Source organism: Streptomyces sp. NBC_00207 (assembly GCF_045160965.1).
Lineage (GTDB): Bacteria > Actinomycetota > Actinomycetes > Streptomycetales > Streptomycetaceae > Streptomyces.
The window spans coordinates 2,016,242-2,035,463 of the sequence record NZ_CP130715.1 but is presented as its reverse complement, the minus strand read 5'-3'; the positions used below and the strand labels follow the sequence as shown (position 1 = coordinate 2,035,463).

At 72.7% G+C, this 19,222-nt stretch carries 15 protein-coding genes; 5 read left to right on the top strand and 10 right to left on the bottom strand.

What is annotated here, in order from left to right; genetic code table 11:
- Positions 1-18 precede the first annotated feature (18 nt).
- From OG472_RS09750 to OG472_RS09740, 3 genes are all read right to left on the bottom strand, one after another.
- Complete coding sequence (locus OG472_RS09750) at positions 19-1,044, bottom strand: 6-phosphofructokinase (protein WP_361757409.1); 1,026 nt, start codon at positions 1,042-1,044, stop codon at positions 19-21.
- 215 nt (positions 1,045-1,259) lie between these two features.
- Entirely contained in the window at positions 1,260-1,988 is a 729-nt protein-coding gene (locus OG472_RS09745; RefSeq protein ID WP_030660438.1) for a type 1 glutamine amidotransferase, read from the bottom strand.
- 28 nt (positions 1,989-2,016) lie between these two features.
- Positions 2,017-3,255 carry a MurT ligase domain-containing protein gene (locus OG472_RS09740; protein WP_361757403.1) on the bottom strand — a complete coding sequence of 413 codons (1,239 nt, stop codon included), beginning with the start codon at positions 3,253-3,255 and terminating at the stop codon, positions 2,017-2,019.
- A gap of 123 nt (positions 3,256-3,378) precedes the next feature.
- On the opposite strand from OG472_RS09740, the gene def reads away from it, so the two are divergent.
- Positions 3,379-3,924 carry a peptide deformylase gene (gene def / locus OG472_RS09735; protein WP_401613042.1) on the top strand — a complete coding sequence of 182 codons (546 nt, stop codon included), beginning with the start codon at positions 3,379-3,381 and terminating at the stop codon, positions 3,922-3,924.
- A gap of 178 nt (positions 3,925-4,102) precedes the next feature.
- Here the strand turns inward: def and OG472_RS09730 are convergent, their stop codons facing one another.
- Entirely contained in the window at positions 4,103-4,747 is a 645-nt protein-coding gene (locus tag OG472_RS09730) for a TetR family transcriptional regulator (RefSeq protein ID WP_383574183.1), read from the bottom strand.
- Between the two features lie 216 nt (positions 4,748-4,963).
- On the opposite strand from OG472_RS09730, the gene OG472_RS09725 reads away from it, so the two are divergent.
- Positions 4,964-6,193, top strand: coding sequence for an acyl-CoA dehydrogenase family protein (locus tag OG472_RS09725; RefSeq protein ID WP_401613044.1), 1,230 nt, complete (start codon positions 4,964-4,966; stop codon positions 6,191-6,193).
- Positions 6,194-6,241: 48 nt separating this feature from the next.
- On the opposite strand, the gene OG472_RS09720 is transcribed toward OG472_RS09725, so the two are convergent.
- Both OG472_RS09720 and OG472_RS09715 read right to left on the bottom strand, forming a co-directional pair.
- Entirely contained in the window at positions 6,242-6,988 is a 747-nt protein-coding gene (locus tag OG472_RS09720) for a hypothetical protein (RefSeq protein WP_405829030.1), read from the bottom strand.
- A 63-nt stretch (positions 6,989-7,051) separates the two neighbouring features.
- Positions 7,052-7,489, bottom strand: a complete 438-nt coding sequence (locus tag OG472_RS09715) for an SRPBCC family protein (RefSeq protein ID WP_405829028.1) — start codon at positions 7,487-7,489, stop codon at positions 7,052-7,054.
- A 156-nt stretch (positions 7,490-7,645) separates the two neighbouring features.
- Here OG472_RS09715 and OG472_RS09710 point away from each other — a divergent pair, with 156 nt between their 5' ends.
- The gene (locus OG472_RS09710) at positions 7,646-7,831 is read left to right on the top strand and encodes a DUF5999 family protein (protein WP_319730935.1); all 186 of its coding nucleotides are present in this window, start codon (positions 7,646-7,648) and stop codon (positions 7,829-7,831) included.
- Positions 7,832-7,989: 158 nt separating this feature from the next.
- Here the strand turns inward: OG472_RS09710 and OG472_RS09705 are convergent, their stop codons facing one another.
- Positions 7,990-10,083 carry an ATP-binding protein gene (locus OG472_RS09705; protein WP_405829026.1) on the bottom strand — a complete coding sequence of 698 codons (2,094 nt, stop codon included), beginning with the start codon at positions 10,081-10,083 and terminating at the stop codon, positions 7,990-7,992.
- Between the two features lie 63 nt (positions 10,084-10,146).
- Positions 10,147-11,106, bottom strand: coding sequence for a fibronectin type III domain-containing protein (locus OG472_RS09700; RefSeq protein WP_405829024.1), 960 nt, complete (start codon positions 11,104-11,106; stop codon positions 10,147-10,149).
- Positions 11,107-11,354: 248 nt separating this feature from the next.
- Between OG472_RS09700 and OG472_RS09695 the strand changes: the two genes are divergently transcribed.
- Together OG472_RS09695 and OG472_RS09690 are read left to right on the top strand one after the other, a co-directional pair.
- Positions 11,355-11,549: a hypothetical protein gene (locus tag OG472_RS09695; protein ID WP_401613054.1), complete on the top strand. Its 195-nt coding sequence runs from the start codon at positions 11,355-11,357 to the stop codon at positions 11,547-11,549.
- A gap of 136 nt (positions 11,550-11,685) precedes the next feature.
- Positions 11,686-13,251 (top strand): hypothetical protein, encoded by a 1,566-nt coding sequence (locus OG472_RS09690; RefSeq protein ID WP_401613056.1) that lies wholly within the window; start codon positions 11,686-11,688, stop codon positions 13,249-13,251.
- Between the two features lie 186 nt (positions 13,252-13,437).
- Here OG472_RS09690 and OG472_RS09685 read toward each other — a convergent pair whose 3' ends face one another.
- Positions 13,438-14,700: an MFS transporter gene (locus OG472_RS09685; protein WP_405829021.1), complete on the bottom strand. Its 1,263-nt coding sequence runs from the start codon at positions 14,698-14,700 to the stop codon at positions 13,438-13,440.
- A gap of 641 nt (positions 14,701-15,341) precedes the next feature.
- Positions 15,342-19,133, bottom strand: coding sequence for a helix-turn-helix domain-containing protein (locus OG472_RS09680; RefSeq protein WP_405941328.1), 3,792 nt, complete (start codon positions 19,131-19,133; stop codon positions 15,342-15,344).
- Positions 19,134-19,222: the final 89 nt, after the last annotated feature.

Sequence of the window (19,222 nt, the reverse complement as noted above, 5' to 3'; positions counted from 1 at the left end):
GCCGTAACGGGCATACGGTTACAGAACCGTCTGGGCCTCGTCGTACCGCTGGGCCGGCACCGTCTTGAGGGTCGAGGTCGCCTCGGCGAGCGGCACCATCTCGATGTCCGTCCCGCGCAGCGCGGTCAGCATGCCGAACTCGCCGCGGTGCGCGGCCTCCACCGCGTGCCAGCCGAAACGGGTGGCCAGGACCCGGTCGTACGCGGTGGGCGTGCCGCCGCGCTGCACGTGGCCCAGGATCACCGGCCGGGCCTCCTTGCCCAGGCGGTGCTCCAGCTCCACGGCGAGCCGGTTGCCGATGCCGGCGAACCGCTCGTGGCCGTACATGTCGACGCCGCCCTCCTCCAGGTCCATCGACCCGGGGCGCGGCTTGGCGCCCTCGGCGACCACGACGATCGCGAACCGCTTGCCCGCGGAGAAGCGCTCGCCGACGATCGCCGTCAGCTCCTCGATGTCGAAGGGACGCTCCGGCACGACGATCGCGTGCGCGCCGGCCGCCATGCCCGAGTGCAGGGCGATCCACCCCGTGTGGCGGCCCATGACCTCCACGACCATCACGCGCTGGTGGGACTCGGCGGTGGTCTTCAGGCGGTCCAGGGCCTCCGTGGCCACGCCGACGGCGGTGTCGAAGCCGAAGGTGACGTCGGTGGAGGCGATGTCGTTGTCGATGGTCTTCGGGACACCGACGATCGGCAGACCGGCCTGCGAGAGCAGGTTCGCGGCCTTCAGGGTGCCCTCGCCGCCGATCGGGATGATCGCGTCGAGGCCGAGGTCGGCGACGTGCCCGCGGGCACGCTCCACGCCGTCGCGCAGGTGCGCGGGCTGGACCCGGGAGGAGCCGAGGATGGTGCCACCGCGGGCCAGGATGCCGGCGACGGCGTCGAGGTCGAGCTTGCGGTAGTCCGCCTCCAGCAGGCCCTTCCAGCCGTCGAGGAAGCCGATCACCTCGTCGCCGTGGTCGACGACGGCGCGGTGCACGACGGATCGGATGACGGCGTTGAGGCCGGGGCAGTCGCCACCGGAAGTGAGCACACCAATGCGCATGGCAGGGAGAGACCTTTGCAACGTGGGCCGGCGACCGGACCACGTCGTCCGGTTGGAACTACGGCCACCCTACAAGCGGTGGAGCAGTGGGCTGAACCATCCTCCACATGCTGGTCGTACTCGTCGTACGAAACGACGTCGGCCCGGTTCCCCCTAGGGAAAACCGGGCCGAACACATGATGACGGGGCCGCCCCGATGAGCGGCCCGCCGGGCGCTACGCGGGCTGCGTGGCGGCCGCGATGCGCTCCGCGCGCAGCGCCTCGTACCACCGGTCGTCTATGGCCGGCAGCGCGTTCACGTCGAGGGCCAGCTTCAGCAGCAGGTCCGCGATCTGCGGGTTGCGGGCCATCACGGGGCCGTGCATGTACGTGCCGAACACCGTGTCGTTGTACGCGCCCTCGGTGCCGTCGCCGGTGCCGTTGCCACGGCCCATCGTCACCCGGGCGAACGGCTTGGCCGTCGGGCCGAGGTGCGTGACGCCCTGGTGGTTCTCGAAGCCCGTCAGCTGCGGCAGGCCCAGGCGCGGGTCGATGTCGGCGAGGACGTCGCCGACGCACCGCTCGCCCTCACCGCGCACGGTGACGACGTCCAGCAGGCCGAGGCCCTCCTGGCGCTGGCCCTGGTCGTTGACGAACTCCTTGCCGAGGATCTGGTACCCGGCGCAGACGGAGAAGACGATCGCCCCGTTCGAGACGGCGCGCTCCAGGCCGCCGTCGCGCAGCAGCCGCTCCGCGGCCAGGCGCTGCGGCCGGTCCTCGCCGCCGCCGATCAGGTAGATGTCGCCCGAAGTGGGGATCGGCTGGTCGCTGCGCACGTCCACGCGCTGCACGTCCAGGCCGCGCTGGCGGGCCCGGCGCTCCACGACGAGGGCGTTGCCCTGGTCTCCGTACGTGCTGAGCAGGTCGGGGTAGACCCACACCAGACGCAGGCTGTTGTCGCTCATGCTCTTGTCCTCTGCGTTTCTGACGGGCCTAGTTGCCGACGCGGCGGCGGACGTCCTGGAAGGCGGTGTAGTTGGCGATCAGCTCGATCTGGCCGGGCGGCGCGAGCTGCACGGCCTCGTCGAGGGTCTCGCACACCCGGAAGTCCAGGCCCGCGACCTCGAGGCGGACCGCGAGGTCCAGCTTGCGGTCACCGATCACGAAGATCGGGTGGCCGGCCAGGCGCGGGTAGTCCACGTCCCACAGCCAGGAGGTGTCGGTGCCGTCGGCGCCGCGCGCGTTCACCGAGAGGATCACCGGCGTCGGCGGCGGGTCGATCAGGGAAAACGTTTCGAGCCAGCCCGCCGGGTTCTTCGCGAGCAGCAGCCGCAGCTCACGGCCCTGGAAGCTCACCACGTCGTAGCGGCCGGCGACGGCCTGCACCTGGTACATCCGCTCCAGCGCGACCTGCGGCGGGACGCCGAAGACGGCGGCGACGGCGGCCGAGGTGGCGGCGTTGGCCTTGTTGGCGCGGCCCGGCAGCTGCAGGTGGATCGGCCAGGCCGAACCGTGCGGGTCCAGGACGTGGTCTCCGGAGAGCACCCACGTCGGCGTCGGGCGGCGGAAGCCGCACTCGCCGCAGAACCAGTCGTCGCCCGGGCGCTGCATGACACCACCGCAGGAGGGGCACGACCAGGCGTCGTCCTTCCACTCCTGGCCGGCCGCGACCCACACCACGTTCTGCGAGGAGGAGGCGGACCAGACGATCAGCGGGTCGTCGCAGTTCGCGACGATGACCGCCTTGGAGCCCTGGAGGCCCTCGCGCCACTTCTCCGCGAGCATGCGGGTCTCGGCGGCGCGGTCCAGCTGGTCGCGGGAGAGGTTGAGCAGGGCGATCACCTTGGGGGTGACGTCCCGGGCCACTCCGGCCAGGTACTTCTCGTCGACCTCGATGACGCCGTACTTGGCGTCCGAGCCGCCGGCCAGCGCCGAGGTGATGCCGGCCGGCATGTTGGCGCCGAGGGCGTTGGAGACGACCGGCCCGCTGGCCCGCAGGGCCTCCGCGATCAGCCGGGTCGTCGTGGTCTTGCCGTTCGTCGCGGAGACGAGGACGACGTCGAGGTGTTGCGCCAGCGCGCCGAGAAGATCGGGGTCGAGTTTGAGTGCGACCTTGCCACCGATCACCGATCCGCTTCCGCGTCCCGCGGCCCGCGACACCGCCGCCGCGGCCTTGCCCGCCGTCACGGCCAGCTTGGCCCGCGGCGAAAGCGGCTCTGTGTTGCCTGCCATCGTCCCTTGTCCTCCTTGCGTCGGTCGGCCCCAGCCTATCCAGTACCGGCCGGAGCCTTGACCGCGGCGCCCCCGCCCCGCCGCGGATCTCCTCATATAGTCGCCCGTCGTAGGCTTACGGCCATGCGACAGCGCCCCATTCCCGGTACCTCCGGCCTCGTCCGCACCATGAGCCTGTTGGGTGATCCGGTGCTCCACTCGGCCTGCGCGGAAGTCACCGATTTCGGACCGGACCTCGACCGGCTCATCGAGGACATGTTCGCGACGATGTACGCCGCCGAGGGCGTCGGCCTCGCCGCGAACCAGATCGGCGTCGGGAAGCGGGTCTTCGTCTACGACTGCCCCGACGACGAGGACGTCCGCCACGTCGGGCACATCGTCAACCCGCGTTTGGCGGAGGCCGACGGCGACGAGTTCCTCGGGCCCGAGGGCTGCCTGTCCCTGCCGGGGCTGGAGGCGGGGACGGCTCGCTTCGACCGGGCGGTCGTCGAGGGGGTCACCTCGGACGGGTCGCCCGTACGGATCTCCGGTACGGGTTTCTTCGCCCGCTGCCTGCAGCACGAGTGCGACCACCTCGACGGGACCGTGTACGCGGACCGCGTGACCGGACTGCGGGCCCGTCGCCTGCGGCGCGCGATCCGCAAGGCCCCCTGGTCGGCGCGCGGCTAGCCCCCTCTTCGGCTGCGCCGGGCCAATCCAGCCTCGCCGGCGTTCGAGAGGGGGTCCCCCGGCGGAGCCGGGTTCCCTGGGGCTTCCGCCTCAGACCCCGCTCCTCAAACGCCGGAGGGGCTGAATTTGCCCGGCCGAGGCCCAAAGGGGTACTGACGAGGCTGGTTTGGCGGGCTTGTCAGAAGCCCGGGCCGTCTACGCGGTTGCCGGCGGAGGAGAGGCGGCCCCAGAGGAGGTCCGTGAGGCCGGCGACGAGCTCCGCGCGTTCGCAGGGCCGCTCGCCCAGCCACCAGTCGCCGGCCGCGTGCATCATGCCGACGATGCCGTGGCCCCAGATCCGGGCCAGCCGTTCGCTGCCGGGCCCGAGGTCCACCCGCTCGCCGATCACCTCGGCCAGCTCCTCGCCGAGCCGGCGCAGCAGCGGTGCCGAGTGGAGCCCGACGTCGAAGCCGCGTTCCGCGCTGTGGGAGTCCTCGGCCGGGTGCATGAGGAAGCGGTAGACCTGCGGGCGGGCCTCGATGGCGGCGAGGTACGTGTCGAGGGTCGCCTCCACCCGTCGGCGGCGCTCGGCGGGTGCGTCGAGCGCGGCCCGCAGAGAGTCGAGCAGGGCGTCGGTGTGGCGTACGGCGAGTGCCTGGTAGAGGCCCGCCTTGTCCCCGAAGTGCCGGTACAGGATGGGCTTGGTGATGCCGGCCTCCGCCGCGATGGCGTTCATGGAGGCCTTCGGGCCGTCCCTGAGCACCACCCGGTCGGCGGCTTCGAGCAGCTCCCGCCTGCGGCGCTCGGCCGCTCCCGGTTCGCCGGCCTGCTGAGTGGTCTCCATGACGTGTTTCTCTCCCCGCCCTTGCGATGTGCGTGACGCCCACGCAACGTAACACCCGGTACACCCCGGCGATCGAATCGGTGGTCGTCCCGCCGGGTGCCGTTGTCCGGATCTTCGGTGCTTGACAGCCCTTACTCGCCGGTAACAGACTGTGGACTTCGCGTAGGTTACCGCTAGTAACTTCCGCATGGACGAGTACAGACAGGTGGAGGGGACATGGCGGAGTTCACCATGGAGCTGAACGACGACCAGAAGCAGGTACGGGACTGGATCCACGGCTTCGCCGCCGATGTGATGCGCCCCGCGGCCGCCGAATGGGACGAGCGCGAAGAGACTCCCTGGCCCGTCATCCAGGAGGCCGCCAAGGTCGGCATCTACTCCCTGGACTTCTACGCCCAGCAGTTCTTCGACCCGACGGGCCTCGGCATCCCGATGGCGATGGAGGAGCTCTTCTGGGGTGACGCCGGCATCGCCCTGTCCATCGTCGGCACCGGACTCGCGGCCATCGGCGTCGTCGCCAACGGCACCGAGGAGCAGATCGGCACCTGGATCCCGCAGATGTACGGCACCCCGGACGACGTGAAGGTAGCCGCCTTCTGCTCCTCCGAGCCGGACGCCGGTTCCGACGTCGGCTCGATGCGCACCCGCGCGGTCTACGACCAGGCCAAGGACGAGTGGGTGCTCAACGGCACCAAGACCTGGGCGACCAACGGCGGCATCGCCAACGTCCACATCGTCGTGGCCGTCGTCGACCCCGAGCTCGGCACCAAGGGGCACGCCTCCTTCATCGTGCCGCCGAACACCCCGGGGCTGTCCCAGGGCCAGAAGTTCAAGAAGCACGGCATCCGCGCCTCGCACACGGCCGAGGTGGTGCTGGAGGACGTACGGATCCCCGGCTCCTGCCTGCTCGGCGGCAAGGAGAAGCTGGACGAGCGGCTCGCGCGGGCCCACGAGCGCGCCCGCAGCGGCGGTGGGGAGCGCGTGAAGAACGCGGCCATGGCCACCTTCGAGGCCTCCCGGCCGGCGGTCGGCGCGATGGCCGTGGGCACGGCGCGCGCGGCGTACGAGGTCGCCCTCGACTACGCGAAGACCCGTACGCAGTTCGGCCGCCCGATCATCGACAACCAGGGCGTGGCCTTCCAGCTCGCCGACATGCGGACGCAGATCGACGCGGCCCGGCTGCTGGTGTGGCGGGCCTCCTGGATGGCGGTCGCGGGCCGGCCGTTCGACTCGGCCGAGGGCTCGATGTCGAAGCTGTTCGCGAGCGAGATGGCCAAGAAGGTCACCGCGCAGGCGATCCAGATCCTCGGCGGCAACGGCTTCACCCGCGAGTACCCGGTGGAGCGCATGCACCGGGACAGCGCGATCTACACCATCTTCGAGGGGACGAGCGAGATCCAGCGGCTGGTGATCGCCCGCACGATCTCCGGCATGCCGATCCGCTAGGCGCCGGGCCTCGGCCGGGGTGCGGGGTGGCGCCCCGCACCCGGCACGTCAGCGCAGCGGTGTCAGGCAGTTGAGGGTGCCGTCGGGGCTGTACTCGGGGCGGGCCAGGTAGTCGCCGGAGGCGCAGGGCCCGGTGGCGGCCGTGGGCCGGCGCACCCGGTACTCGGCGGCCGGGGAGCCGCAGTCCGTCACGACGAGCTTCTGGTCCGTCCAGTCGCCCTTGTTGCGCACGCACTGGCCGGAGGTCAGCGGGTGCGGCGTGTCGTCCCCGACCACCGCGCCGATCACGACCAGGGCCGGGATCGCGAGGAAGAGCAGCAGCAACGGGACGAGGAAGAGCAGGACCGGCACCCGGCGCCACATCGGCCTGCCCGGGTCGAGCGGCGGCCGGTGGCCGCCCGCCGGGGGCGCGAGCCGGCGGAAGGCCGCCCGCGGGCCGAGGTTCATCAGCAGGGTCACCGGCGTGACGAAGAAGGAGAGCGGACTCCACCAGCCCTGCCACAGGGTGTCCGAGGACATGCGGCGGTAGGTGGCGAGTCCGCAGTCGCGGCAGAACGGTCCGCGCAGGCTCAGGAACCGCATCAGCACGATCAGGCCCTGGTGGCCGCGTACGGTCGCGGGCGCGGCCGGCCAGGCCCCGCACAGGGTGCAGCCGTACCGGCCCGGCTGCGGGTGGGCCCCGTACGCGCCGTACGGCTGGGCTCCCGGCTGCGCGGGCGGGCCGTAGGGATGGTGCGGGGCGTGCGGGCTGTACGGGCCCCCGGCGCCCTGCTGCGGCGGTGGCGGAGTGGCCACGGAGATCTCCTCGGTCGCGTAGTGATCACCGGCGCGGTGATCACGGCACCCTAGCCCGCGTCCTCAGGACCGCAGCAGCCGGGCGAGGGCCCGCCCGAAGAGGAACCGGCCCGCCGCCGCGACCACGGGATCCAGGGCGCGGGGGAGGCCGCGCAGGCGCAGTTCCTCACGCCAGTGGACCTCCGTGCCGCCCGAGGCGAGGGGCCGGGTCTCGATCTCCGCCCAGCCCGTCACGGACCGGCCGCGCTTCTCCAGCCGGACCAGCCCCGGCGATCCCTCCGCCGGAGGCTGCCAAAGGACGACCTCCATGGGATCGTCGAAAGTGATCCTGCCCACACCCGTGCGCGCGGTGAAGATCGTTCCGACGTGCGTCGGGGGCGCGGTGTCGATGATCGTCCGCGTGAAGGGGACCTGTGCGCCGTGGCGCTCCCAGTCAGTGAGCCGCAGCCAGGTCTCGGCGGGCGGCCGGGACGTACGGTGAACGATCCGGATACCGGGCATGAGCGCATGGTAATCGGGCATACACACCCTGAACTGGGCGGCGAATATGGGTTCCGCCCGGGGGTGGCGATCAGCAATACTCACCAGCCACCGTGGATCGCGGAATCGACCGGGTGACCACCGGCCCTCCCGCCCCACTTTGCGAGGAGGTGCGCCATGTGCTCCCACCAGCCACCCTGCCCATCCGCCGACAGCGCCGATCACGACGCCGCCCGCATCGTGGCCTCCCACCCAGAACAGGGCTGGAGCCTGCTGTGCAACGGGGTCGTGATCTTCGACGACACCGGTGAACTGCTCCCCGACAGCCGCACGGTGGAACCCCGCCGCCCGGCCCTGGTCTGAGCGAGGAGGCAGCATGCGCCAGCAGCTGATCCGCAAGCCCGTCCCCAAGCCCGCCCCTCGAGACCTGGACCTGCGCACACCGTCGGGCAGACCCCTCCCGTACTGACGGGAGCCCCGACGAAGCCGATCCAGTACGCACAGCGTCCACCGGCCGCTGCTCAGCCGGTGGACGTCGCCGCGCCGCCCAGGAACGCCGTCTCGTACGCGGCGTCGCCGATCGCGGCCCGGGCCTGCCGCTCGCCCTGGTCCCGCAGGGCCGTCAGCGAGGGCGAGCCCATCTGCGGCCGGCCCACCGTGCGCCACCAGGCGTGCCCGGTGCCCAGCAGTCGCGCCGCCAGTTCCCCGTCGCCCAGCCCGGCCACCGCCGCGGCCAGCACGTCCAGGCCCAGCGCGATGCCGAAGCGGTCGCCCAGCAGCCGTTTGCCGGAGAGCATCGCCCGCACGTGCCGGGCCGCCTCCCCGTGGTCGCCCAGGCCCAGTGCGGCCACCGCCAGGATGTAGTCCGCGTAGGCCCGCAGCCAGCGCTCGCCGAGCTCCGCGCACGCCTCCCGCAGGGCCCGTGCCTCGTCGGTGGCCTCCTCGAACCGCCCCTGGTCGCACAGGGCGTAGCCGGTGGCCAGCTTGCACAGCAGCCAGCCCGGACCGCTCGTCCGCCCGCCGTGGCCCGCCCTGGCCCGTGGGCCGGCCAGCCTCAGGGCCCGTACGGGGTCGCCGGGCATGAGGACCGACACCGCCTGCAGATAGGCCGCGCGCAGCTCCCGCTCGGGGTCCGCGAGCCGGGCCGCGTCCCGCGTGCACTCCTCGGCGATCCGCCCGGCCGCGTCCATGTCGCCCTGGAGCAGCATCGTGAGCCCGAGGGCCCACTGGGCCTGGTTGTACGCGGCCCCCGTGGGCGGAGCGGCCCGCAGCGCCCGTTCCAGGAAGCCCCGGCCCTCGTGCACGTGCCCGCAGGCGAACCAGTGGAACCACAGCGCCCCGGCCATCTCCAGGGCCGCCGTCGGGTCGGCGGTGAGCAGGTGCTCCAGGGCCGTGCGCAGCTGCGCGTGCTCGGCGGTGATCCTGCGGTACCAGTCCACCTGTCCGGGGCCCAGCCAGCCCCGGTCGGCGGCCTGGGAGAGCGCCGCGTACCAGTGGGCGTGCCGGTCGCTCACGAGCCGCGCCTCGCCGAGCTCGCGCAGCCAGTCGTGCCCGTACTCGCGGATCGTGTCGAGCATTCGGTAGCGGGCGCCGGCCCCCCGCTCGTCGGTGCGCAGGACCACCGACTTGGCGGCCAGACCCGCCAGGACCCGCTCCACCCGGGCGGCGGGCAGCGGGCCGCCCGCGCAGACCGCGCGGGCCGCGGACAGGTCGAAGTCGCCGGTGAAGACGGAGAGCCGGGCCCACAGCAGCCGTTCCAGCGGCTCGCACAGTTCGTGGCTCCAGCCGATCGTGGTCCGCATCGTCTGGTGCCGGGTGGGCAGGGCGGCCCGGACGCCCGACAGCACCTCGAAGCGCTCGCCGATCCGCTCGGCCGTCTGCTCCAGCGTCCACAACCGCAGCCGGGCGCCCGCGAGTTCCAGTGCGAGCGGGATGCCGTCCAGGCGCCGGCACACCTCGGCCGCGAGCGCGGTCCGTACGGGATCGGCGAAGACGGCCGCCGCCTGCGCGGTCGCGGCGAGGGCGCGGGCCCGGAAGAGGGCGAGGGCGTCGCTGTCGGGTCCCTCGCAGGGCAGCGGCCGCACCTCGACGACCTCCTCGGCCGGGCTGCCGAGCGGCTCGCGGGAGGTGATCAGGACCGTCAGCCCCGGTGCGGACTGCAGGAGTTCGCCGACGAGGTGGCGGCAGGCGGCCACCAGGTGCTCGCAGGTGTCCAGGACCAGGAGGAGGCGCCGGTCGGCCATCCAGGCGCACAACTCCTCGTCGAGCGGGCGCGGGGAGTGGTCGGCGAGGCCGATGGCGTGCGCGACGGTCGCGGTGAGCAGGTCGGGATCGCGCAGCGGCGACAGTTCCACCCACCAGACGCCGTCGGGCCGGAGCTGGCGGGGATCGGCGACGGCCCGCAGGGCGAGCCGGGACTTGCCGACCCCGCCCACCCCCGTGAGGGTGATCAGCCGCCGCTCGTGCAACAGGTCGTCGAGGAGCCGGAGTTCGCGTTCCCGGCCCACGAAGCTCGCCGGTTCAGGAGGCAGGTTCCCCGGCGCGCAGGAACCCGGAGGGGGGTCGTCGTCCGCGGATTCTGCCTGATTGTCATTGACCGAGTACTCACCGAACACGGATGTATTGTGCGTGATCTTCTTATCCGACCGTGCCGTTCGGGCCGGATCGGTGACGTAATTTCACGCCACGAGGGTGATCCGCCGCTCCGCGGAGAAGGCGCCCCAGTTGCCGTCGGGCAGCCTGGCCCGCAGTTTCACGGCCCATTCGGTGCCGGTGGGCTCCGCCACCGTGAGCCGGTGCTCCACCCGGCCGGTGGGCACGGCGCCTGCACCGAACTGGATGACGGTCGTGGCGCGTCCGTTGACGTACAGCTCGTACTCGGTGGTCTCGCGGCCCGTGTCCGGTGCGGTCCAGGTGAGCGTGACCGCCCCCGGTGAGGCGGCCGCGCCGAACTCGGCCGGGGCGGTGCCCGGCCCGTCGCCGGAGGCGGGCGGGGTCGTCACGTCCACGGCCGGCCCGTCGGGGGAGGAGTTGTCGGCCCCGTCCCGGGCCCGGACGGTGAAGGTGTAGACGGTGTCGGGCCGGAGGCCGCTCAGCGCGGTGCCGCTCTCGCCGGGTCCGGCGGTGTGGATCCGGACGCCGCCCTGGTAGACGTCGTACGCCGTCACGCCCGTGTCGTCCGTCGCCGCCGTCCAGGACAGCCGGGCGGCCCGGGGGCCGGTCGCGCGGCCGGTGGTCGTGGCGGGGGCGGTGGGTGCCGTGCGGTCCTCGGCCTTGGCCGCCGGGGTGGTCGCCCGGGCGGCCGGGGCGGGCTCGGAGAGGTTCCCGGCGGCGTCCTCGGCCCGGACCGTGAAGGCGTAGCCGGTCTGCGGGGCGAGGCCGGTGACGTCCACCATGGTCGTCCCGGCCGGGAGTTCGCGCACCAGCCGGTCGCCCTCGAAGACCCGGTAGCCGGTCACCCCGTCCCGGTCGGCCGCCGCGTTCCACATGACGTGCACGGTGGTGGCGCTGCCCGCCTGGGCGGTGAGGCCGGCCGGGGCGGGCGGGGGCTCGGTGTCGGGCGCGGTGCACGCGGTCGGGCCCGTGAGGCCGGCGAGGGCCAGGCAGAGGGCGAGCGTGGGGGCGGCTCTGCGTCGCACGGGATGCCTTCCTCCGCTGCCGTAAAGGTCTAGACATATATGGCACGGCCGACGCGGGCCGGGCAAGACCCCTGCGCGCGGTCGGCCGAGTCGGCGGAGCGGGTCGGCCTCGGCCGCACGACCCACCGGGGCGAGATCGTCAAGGACCGACCGCCCGTCACGGACGGTCAACACCCGTACGGCGGACACGTGTTTCGCCCGAAGGCACCCCCTCCTGCGCCACCATGACGGCGAGTAAGGAGGTTTCGATGGTGATTTCCCTCTCCGTGGTCGTCCTGCTCCTCATCCTCGCCTGGATCTTCCTGCGCAGCGGCGGACTCAAGTTCTCGCACGCGCTGGTCTGTGCACTGCTCGGCTTCCACCTCGCGAGCAGCAGCATGGCCGCGACCATCCACAACGGACTGACGGCCACCGCGAACGTGGTCTCCAGCCTCCACCCCTGACCTTGATCTACTGTTGCGCGTTCGTGAATCATCCGGCGCATCCATGGACTCCTCGGGCACTGCGATCTAGCGTCTGGCCGCGGCGCGATGTCAGACGCAATGTCAACAAGACCGAAGAGACAGGGAGGAAGTCCGGATGTTCCGAAGAGCGCTGAACTGCGCCGTGGTGCCGGTCGTCGCCGCCTTCACGGTGATGTACGGCGGCTCGCCGGCCCAGGCCGAGGAGATACCCAAGGCCCCCGGCCACCGCCTGATCAGCCACTACGACGGCAGCCCCGCGGCCGCCGTCCCGCTGCCCGGCGAGGCGCCGCCGCAGCACCCCCACCTCGCGCCCAACGGCCGCAGCGGCATGCACTCCGACGCGGCGGGCAGCGCCACGGCCCCCTGGTCGGGGCCGCTCGGCAAGAACCTTCAGGTGACCAGCGAGAAGATCGCCGCGCTGGGCGGCGAATGCGCCACCGCCACCTTCGACGCGGGCGGCCGCCTCGTCACGGTGTGCGGCACCTTCTCGGGCTTCAAGGTCAAGCTCCTGGAGCCGCGTACGCTCGCCACGCTCGCGGAGTACCAGCTCCCGCAGCGCTCCTCGACGGTCGAGGCGATCACCTCGCTCGACTTCGCGAAGATCTTCAAGGACACCTCCGGCGGCGCCTACTTCTACCTGGACGACCAGGACCGGGCCGTGCTGGCCGACTCCCGCCAGCACATCCTGCGCCTGGCCCACTCCCAGAACCCCGACGGGAGCTGGAAGTTCACGGTCGACGACGACTGGGACCTCACCGGCCAGGTCCCGCACGACTGCGTGACCTGGACCAACCTGCGGCCCAGCGGCACCTGTGACCCCGTCACCTCGGTGATGCCCGACTGGGACGGCCGCATCTGGTGGGTCACCCGTCAGGGCCGGGTCGGCACCGTGGACCCGGCGACCTCGCGGATCCGCTCCGTACGGCTGCCGGGCGAGGAGATCCAGAACTCCTTCTCGGTCGCCGAGGACGGCGTCTCCATCGTCTCCGACCACGCGCTCTACAGCTTCCGCGCCGCCGCCGACGGCACCCCCGAGGTGCAGTGGCGCCAGACGTACGACCGCGGGACCGCCGCCAAGCCCGGTTCCGTCAACCAGGGTTCGGGAACCACCCCGGACCTCTTCGGCAACGGCTACGTCGCCATCACCGACAACGCCGACGACCGGATGAACGTCCTGGTCTTCAAGCGGGGCGCGGACGTCCCGGCCGACCGGCGGCTGGTGTGCAAGGTGCCGGTGTTCGGCTCCGGCGCCTCGACCACCGACAACTCCCTGATCACCTGGGGCAACAGCATCGTCGTCGAGAACAACTACGGCTACGAGAACCCCACCACCCTGCTGCTGGGCAAGTCGGTCGTGGGCGGCGTGGCCCGCATCGACGTCCGGGCCGACGGCAGCGGCTGCGACACGGCGTGGGAGAGCGCGATCCGCGCTCCCTCCGTGGTCCCCAAGCTCTCCACCGCGAACGGGCTGCTCTACTTCTACGAGAAAGAGCCCAACTTCTGGGGCATCGACGGCTGGTACCTCACGGCCGTGGACTTCCGCACCGGTGAACGCCGCTGGCGGCAGCTGACCGGAACCGGCCCGCTCTACGACAACAACTGGGCCCCGATCACCCTCGGCCCCGACGGCACCGCGTACGTCGGCGTCTTCAACGGCATCGTCGCGGTCCGCGACAGCTGACGCGGGAGGGCCGGCAGCAGGGGTGGCCGACGCGCATCCGACGGCTTCCGGTCAGGACCGGTCCGGCGCTCGACCGAGCGCGTGAGCCGCCCGCGGCGCGGAACCTTCCGCGGCGGGCGGCTCGGCTCACACCACGCCACGCCCACGCCCACGCCCCGCTCCGCTCCGCCGGGCCCGGCCCCGCCGTCAGGAATCGGCCGGATCACGCCGTCCGGCCGACGAGTTGAGCGGGGACAGCACGGCGCCCAGGCCGACGAGCAGACGCAGCCCGCCCGCGATCGCGATGATCAGGTACATGTTGTGCCACCGCTGCTCCAGCACACCGCCCAGCACCGAGGCGACCGGGATCGACATGAAGGCGATCATCCGGGTGGTCGCCACCACCCGGCCCAGCATCTGCGCGGGCACGGTGCGCTGGCGCAGGACGAACCAGCTCACCATGTTCACGGTGCCGATGCCGTAGACCAGCGCCCACAGCAGGGAGATGCCGACGACGCCCCGCAGCGGGATCAGCAGGACGATCCCGGCGCCGGCGAGCACCGTCCCCGCGACGACGACCCGGCCGGGCGCGAAACGGCGGCCCAGCCACGGGCAGACGGCGGCCCCCAGCGCCGCACCCGCGCCCTGCGCGGCGAAGACCACCCCGATCAGGGCGGGCGACATCGCCCGGTAGTCGCTCAGGTAGTAGACGAGGTTGGCCTGCACCAGCCAGGTGCCCAGGTTGGCGAGGGCGAACAGGACCGCCCCGCTGAGCAGGGGCCGGTTGTCCCGGACGATGTGGACCAGGGCGTCCCGCACCTCCGCCCGCAGGCCGCGGCGTACCGGCTCCGGCGACTGCGCGGCGGGCGGCCGCGACCGGGTCCTGACGGCCACCACGGCCAGGGCCGACACGGCGAACGTGCCCGCGTCCGCCCAGATCGCGCCCTCGTAGCCGACGGCCGCGATGAGCACGCCGGCCAGCGCCGGGCCGGCGAGGCTCATCACGTTGTCGCCCATCTGCATCCAGGCGTTGGCGCGCTCCAGTTCCTCGTCGCGGACCAGGTCCGGGACCATCCCCTGGAAGGCCGGGTAGTACAGCGGTTCCACGCACGCGAGCAGGAACGCCGCCAGGTAGACCGGCAGCACCGACGAGGACCCCGACGTCACGACGAGCGCGAGGATCCCCGCGAGGACCGTCGCCGCAAGGTCGCCCACGACCAGGATCCGCCGCCGCTCGAGCCGGTCGGCGATCACACCGCCGGGCAGCGAGAGCAACAGCAGCGGCGCGTACTCCAGTGCGTACACCACCGCCGTGTTCAGCGCCGACCCGGTCAGCTCGAACACCATCAGCGGCAGTGCCAGCCGGTAGATCCAGTTGCCGAGTCCGGACACCACGAAGGCGAACAGCAGCAGCTCGTACGGTGTGCCGAGCCGGCGTTTCGCGAGCGCCGCGCGGACGTCCGTACTCAAGCGAAGGTCCACCCGGTGTCCGTGCGCGGGGCGTCGGCCGGGGATGATCCGTGCGGCATTGCTGTGTTCCTCCTGCTTCCATCGGTGATGACTCACGGGTGAATCGACGGTCCTGAATTGATTGCACGTCGGAATGCTCAAAGGGCCGACGTGCGATGTTAATCATTTCCGGACCGAATGCGCGTCCTCGTGTGACTCAGCCCACGGCAGGAGGTGACATCGAGTGGATTGCCGTCAGAGGATTTCGTCGGAATTGGATGTTGACAAGCGGTCCGAATCCGGCGGTCGGTCCGACGCATTTGAGCCTCACCTGTCCGTGAGGCTCGGGTTTTGGCTGGAAATCGGCCATTTCTGCAGATGAAGCCGCTGGCAGGGCGATGTTTTTCAGTCATCGGGCCGGGTGGTCACCCTCACGCCGATTCGGTTATCGTCAGGGCTTTCCCGATGGTGCGCCGATCGGAACAACCCCGTTCGCGAAGCCGTTCACGCGAGCGGCTCCACTTGAATTGGGGGCTCGTAAATCAAGGGCTCCCGGGCTCCTTCGCCGGCGGCGCCGGCGGATTTGTCATCGGCGGTATTATTGTGCGAATCGCCGGTGAACCGGACGTGTCCGAACCGGCCGGCCGCCCCGGCCGGCCGAGTCACTCACGCAACCGCCCGATCGCCGCCAGCCGCGCCCCGACGTCCAGGTTCCACAGCCGTACGGTGCCGTCCGTGCTGCTGCTGGCCACCGTTCGCCCGTCGGGGGCGAAGACCACGCCCCACACCGCGCTCGTATGGCCGGACAGCGTGGCGACCGTCCGGTGTCCGGCCACGTCCCACAGCCGCACCGTGCGGTCGTTGCCGCTGCTCGCCAGCGTGCGCCCGTCGGGGGAGAAGGCGATGCCCCGCGCGGAGCCGGAGTGGCCGGACAGCGCCGCCAGGAAGCGGTGGCGGCGCGCGTCCCACAGCCGTACGGTGCCGTCGTTGCCGCTGCTGGCGAGGGTCCGCCCGTCCGGGCTGAAGGCGACCCCGCGGACCGCACCCGTATGGCCCGTGAGGGCGGCCAGCGGGCGGCGCCCGGCCACGTCCCAGAGACGGACCGTCAGATCGTCGCCGGCGCTCGCCAGGGTGAGTCCGTCGGGGCTGAACGCCACGTCGTTGGCGAAGTCCGTGTGCCCGGGGAGCGTGGCGAGCGGGCGGCGCCCCACGACGTCCCACAGCCGTACGCTGCCGTCCGAGCCGGCCGAGGCGAGCGTCCGCCCGTCGGGGGAGAAGGCCACCGCGAAGACGGTCCCGCCCAGCCCGGCGAGCGTCGCAGACGGCCCGCCCGCCACGACGTCCCACAGCCGTACGGTGCCGTCCGAGCCGGCCGAGGCCAGGGTCCGCCCGTCGGGGGAGAAGGCAACCGAGAACACCGTCTCGCTGTGCCCCTCGAAGGTGGCGAGCACCCGGCGCCCGGCCACGTCCCACAGCCGGACCGCGTGATCCGCCTCCGCGGTGGCCAGCAGCTTTCCGTCCGGGCTGTACGCGGCGTGCCAGATCTCCGAGAACGGCCGCGAGGCCAGCACCGCGCCCCGCAGGTCCCACAGCACCACCGACTGGTCGAAACCGGCGGTGGCCAGCATCGCGCCGCGCTGGTCCACGGCCACCCCGAGCACGTAGTCCGTGTGCCCGGCGAGCGTCGCCGTCAGCCGGCTGCCGGCCACGTCCCACAGCCGGGTCGTCCCGTCCCCGCCCGCGCTGACGACCGTCGTGCCGTCCGGGGTGTACGCGACGCCGTTGACGTCGTCGCTGTGCCCGGTCAGCGTCGCGGCCGTCCGCCGGCCGGCCACGTCCCACAGCCGTACGGTCCGGTCGACGCCTCCGGTGGCGACCGTGCGGCCGTCCGGGGCGAACGCCGCCCCCAGCACCTCGTCGGTGTGCCCGGTGAGCACGGCCAGCGGACGCGCGTCCACCGGATCCCACAGCCGTACGGTCCGGTCCGCGCCGGCCGAGACCAGCGTCCGGCCGTCCGCGGCGTACGCGAGGGCGTTGACCCGCCCGGTGTGGCCCGTGAGGGACGCGACGCCGCGGTGGTCACCGGTGGTCTCCCACAGCCGGACCGTCCCGTCGGGGCAGGCGACCGCGAGCGTCCGCCCGTCGGGGGCGAAGGCCACGGCCCGGGCCCCCTGCGTACTCGCGGGGAGCACCCCCGTCGCACGGTGGCTCTCGGTGTCCCAGAGGCGCGCCGGTCCGTCCGTGGAGGCGGCCGCGAGGGTCCGCCCGTCCGGGCTCACCGCGACCGTGCGGACCCGTCCGGGCATGGTGAAGGTCGCGAGGGTGCGGCGGTCGGCCACCCGCCGCAGGGTCACCGTGCCGTCGGAACTGGCCGTCGCCAGCGCGTCGTTGCCCGGCGAGAAGGCCACCGCGTTGACCGGACCGCCGTGCCCGCCCAGGCGGGCGACGAACGGCTGGGACTGGGTGCTGAGCAGGGCGCCCCGGGCCTCGCTGGTGGGCGCGGTCCGGTAGGCCTCCCCGGCGAGCAGCATCGACGCCTCCGGCTGGCCGGCGGCCAGCGCCGCCGACTGCAGGGCCAGTGCCCGCGAACGGGCGACGCGTTCCTGGCCGAGCGCACCCGCGCGCTGCTGGTAGGCCAGGCCGCCGGCGCCCACCGCGAGCACCAGCAGGACGACGAGCGTGGCCAGCATCCGCTGCCGCAGGCGCACTTGGCGCCCGGCCTGCCGCTCGCGGCTGTCGTGCGCCTCCTGGCCGGCCCGGAGGAAGGCGGCCTCCAGGGGGCCGAGCCGGCTCCGGCCGTCGAGCTCGTCGGCCCAGGAGCGGGCGGTGTCCAGCCGGGTCCCGCGGTAGAGCGCCGACGGGTCCCGGCCCTCGCGCTCCCACTCGGCGGCGGCGTGGGCCAGCTGCTGGTGGATCAGGAGCCCGGCCCGGTCGGCGTGGATCCAGCCGCGCAGCCGTGGCCAGGCGTGCAGCAGGGCCTCGTGGGTGATCTCGACGGTGTCGCTGTCCATGGTGATCAGGCGGGCCCGTACGAACGTGTCGAGCGCGGCCGCGGCGGGGCCCGCGTCGGCCAGTTGGTCCATCAGCGCGGTCCGGCTCATCCGGCGCCGTGCCGCGCCGGTCCCGTCGGCCACGTGCACCAGCCGTACCAGGACGCGGCGCAGCGTGTTCTGCTCGGCCGGGTAGAGGCGGGCGAACACCTCCTCGGCCGTGCGGGCGATCGCCCCCTGGATGCCGCCGGTGCGCTCGTACCCGGCGACGGTCAGGGTGGAGCCCTCGCGCTGCCGCCAGGTGGCCATCAGCGCGTGGGAGACGAGGGGCAGTGCACCGGAGGGCGTGCGGTCCGGCGGATCGTCGCGCAGGCCGACATCGCGCAGCAGCAGCGGGACCAGGCCCGGTTCGAGGGTGAGACCGGCGAGTTCGGCGGGCCGGGTGATCGATTCCCGGAGCTCCGCGAGGGACATCGGGGGCAGTACGAACAGCCCGCCGGTGAAGACCGGGGCCAGCTCCGGAAGGTCCAGGCAGTTCCCGGAGAAGTCCGCCCGTACGCCGAGCACCACGACGGCGGGGTCGTGCCCGGCCGGCGGCGCCGGACCGGACGCGGCCAGCGCGCAGAGCACCCGGACGAACGCGCGCCGTTCGTCCTCGTCGGAGCAGAGCGTGAACAGCTCCTCGAACTGGTCGACGAGCAGCACCGGCCGTACCGGAGGCGGCCGCCGGTCCCCGGAACCGGCCGGGGGCCGTTCCGACAGGCGGTGGACGGCTTCGAGCAGCGCGTGCGGCCGGTCCCGCAACTCCCGTGCCGTGATGCCGAGATCGCTGCCCAGGACCTTCGCGGCGCAGTCCAGCAGCTCCTCCAGCGGATGCGCGGTGGGAGTGAACCGCACCACCGGCCACGTTTCGGCGCCCGGCATCGGGAAGCCGCCGCCGCGCCGCAGCGCCGGCACGAGACCTGCGTTGAGCAGCGAGGACTTGCCCGCGCCCGACGGGGCGACCAGCATCAGCGGGCCGACGCCGACCCGCCCGAAGACCCGTTCGACCAGCTCGGCCGTCGCCCGTTCCCGGCCGAAGAACCACTCGGCGTCCCGTGCGGTGAAGGCCGGCAGGCCGCGGTACGGACACTCGCCGTCCGCGGGCGGCCCGGTGTCGGCAGGGCCTTCGGCGCCGGCCTCGGGCGCTCCCGTCTCCCGGACCATCCGCAGCAGTTCACCTCCTGCCTGCAATACGTCGTCGCAGCGCCGCGCGACGTCGACGGTGACGCGCTTCGAGCCGGTCTCGATCTTGCTGAGATAGCCCTTGCTGTAGTGCGTCTGCCGTGCGAGGTCCGCGAGGGACAGGCCGCGTTGCACCCGCAGACGTCTCAGCTGCGCAGGGAAGTGCACCGACGTGTCGTCGGACGGGTGCTGGTGATCGGTCTTCGGCCGGCGGTCCGGATCCCCCAAAACATCCCCCATGGCAATGCGCGCCCAGGCAGCGAGATGGCACCGCCCAGGCTACCGCGGGGGTACGGCGGAAGACTGGATCTTCCTGCCGGTATGGCGGG

Excerpts from the sequence above, each read along its gene's own strand:
- OG472_RS09750 (WP_361757409.1), bottom strand. The coding sequence starts at position 1,044 with ATGCGCATTGGTGTGCTCACTTCCGGTGGCGACTGCCCCGGCCTCAAC.
- OG472_RS09745 (WP_030660438.1), bottom strand. The coding sequence starts at position 1,988 with ATGAGCGACAACAGCCTGCGTCTGGTGTGGGTCTACCCCGACCTGCTC.
- OG472_RS09740 (WP_361757403.1), bottom strand. The coding sequence starts at position 3,255 with ATGGCAGGCAACACAGAGCCGCTTTCGCCGCGGGCCAAGCTGGCCGTG.
- def (WP_401613042.1), top strand. The coding sequence starts at position 3,379 with ATGCGACAGCGCCCCATTCCCGGTACCTCCGGCCTCGTCCGCACCATG.
- OG472_RS09730 (WP_383574183.1), bottom strand. The coding sequence starts at position 4,747 with ATGGAGACCACTCAGCAGGCCGGCGAACCGGGAGCGGCCGAGCGCCGC.
- OG472_RS09725 (WP_401613044.1), top strand. The coding sequence starts at position 4,964 with ATGGCGGAGTTCACCATGGAGCTGAACGACGACCAGAAGCAGGTACGG.
- OG472_RS09715 (WP_405829028.1), bottom strand. The coding sequence starts at position 7,489 with ATGCCCGGTATCCGGATCGTTCACCGTACGTCCCGGCCGCCCGCCGAG.
- OG472_RS09710 (WP_319730935.1), top strand. The coding sequence starts at position 7,646 with ATGTGCTCCCACCAGCCACCCTGCCCATCCGCCGACAGCGCCGATCAC.
- OG472_RS09695 (WP_401613054.1), top strand. The coding sequence starts at position 11,355 with ATGGTGATTTCCCTCTCCGTGGTCGTCCTGCTCCTCATCCTCGCCTGG.
- OG472_RS09690 (WP_401613056.1), top strand. The coding sequence starts at position 11,686 with ATGTTCCGAAGAGCGCTGAACTGCGCCGTGGTGCCGGTCGTCGCCGCC.
- OG472_RS09680 (WP_405941328.1), bottom strand. The coding sequence starts at position 19,133 with ATGGGGGATGTTTTGGGGGATCCGGACCGCCGGCCGAAGACCGATCAC.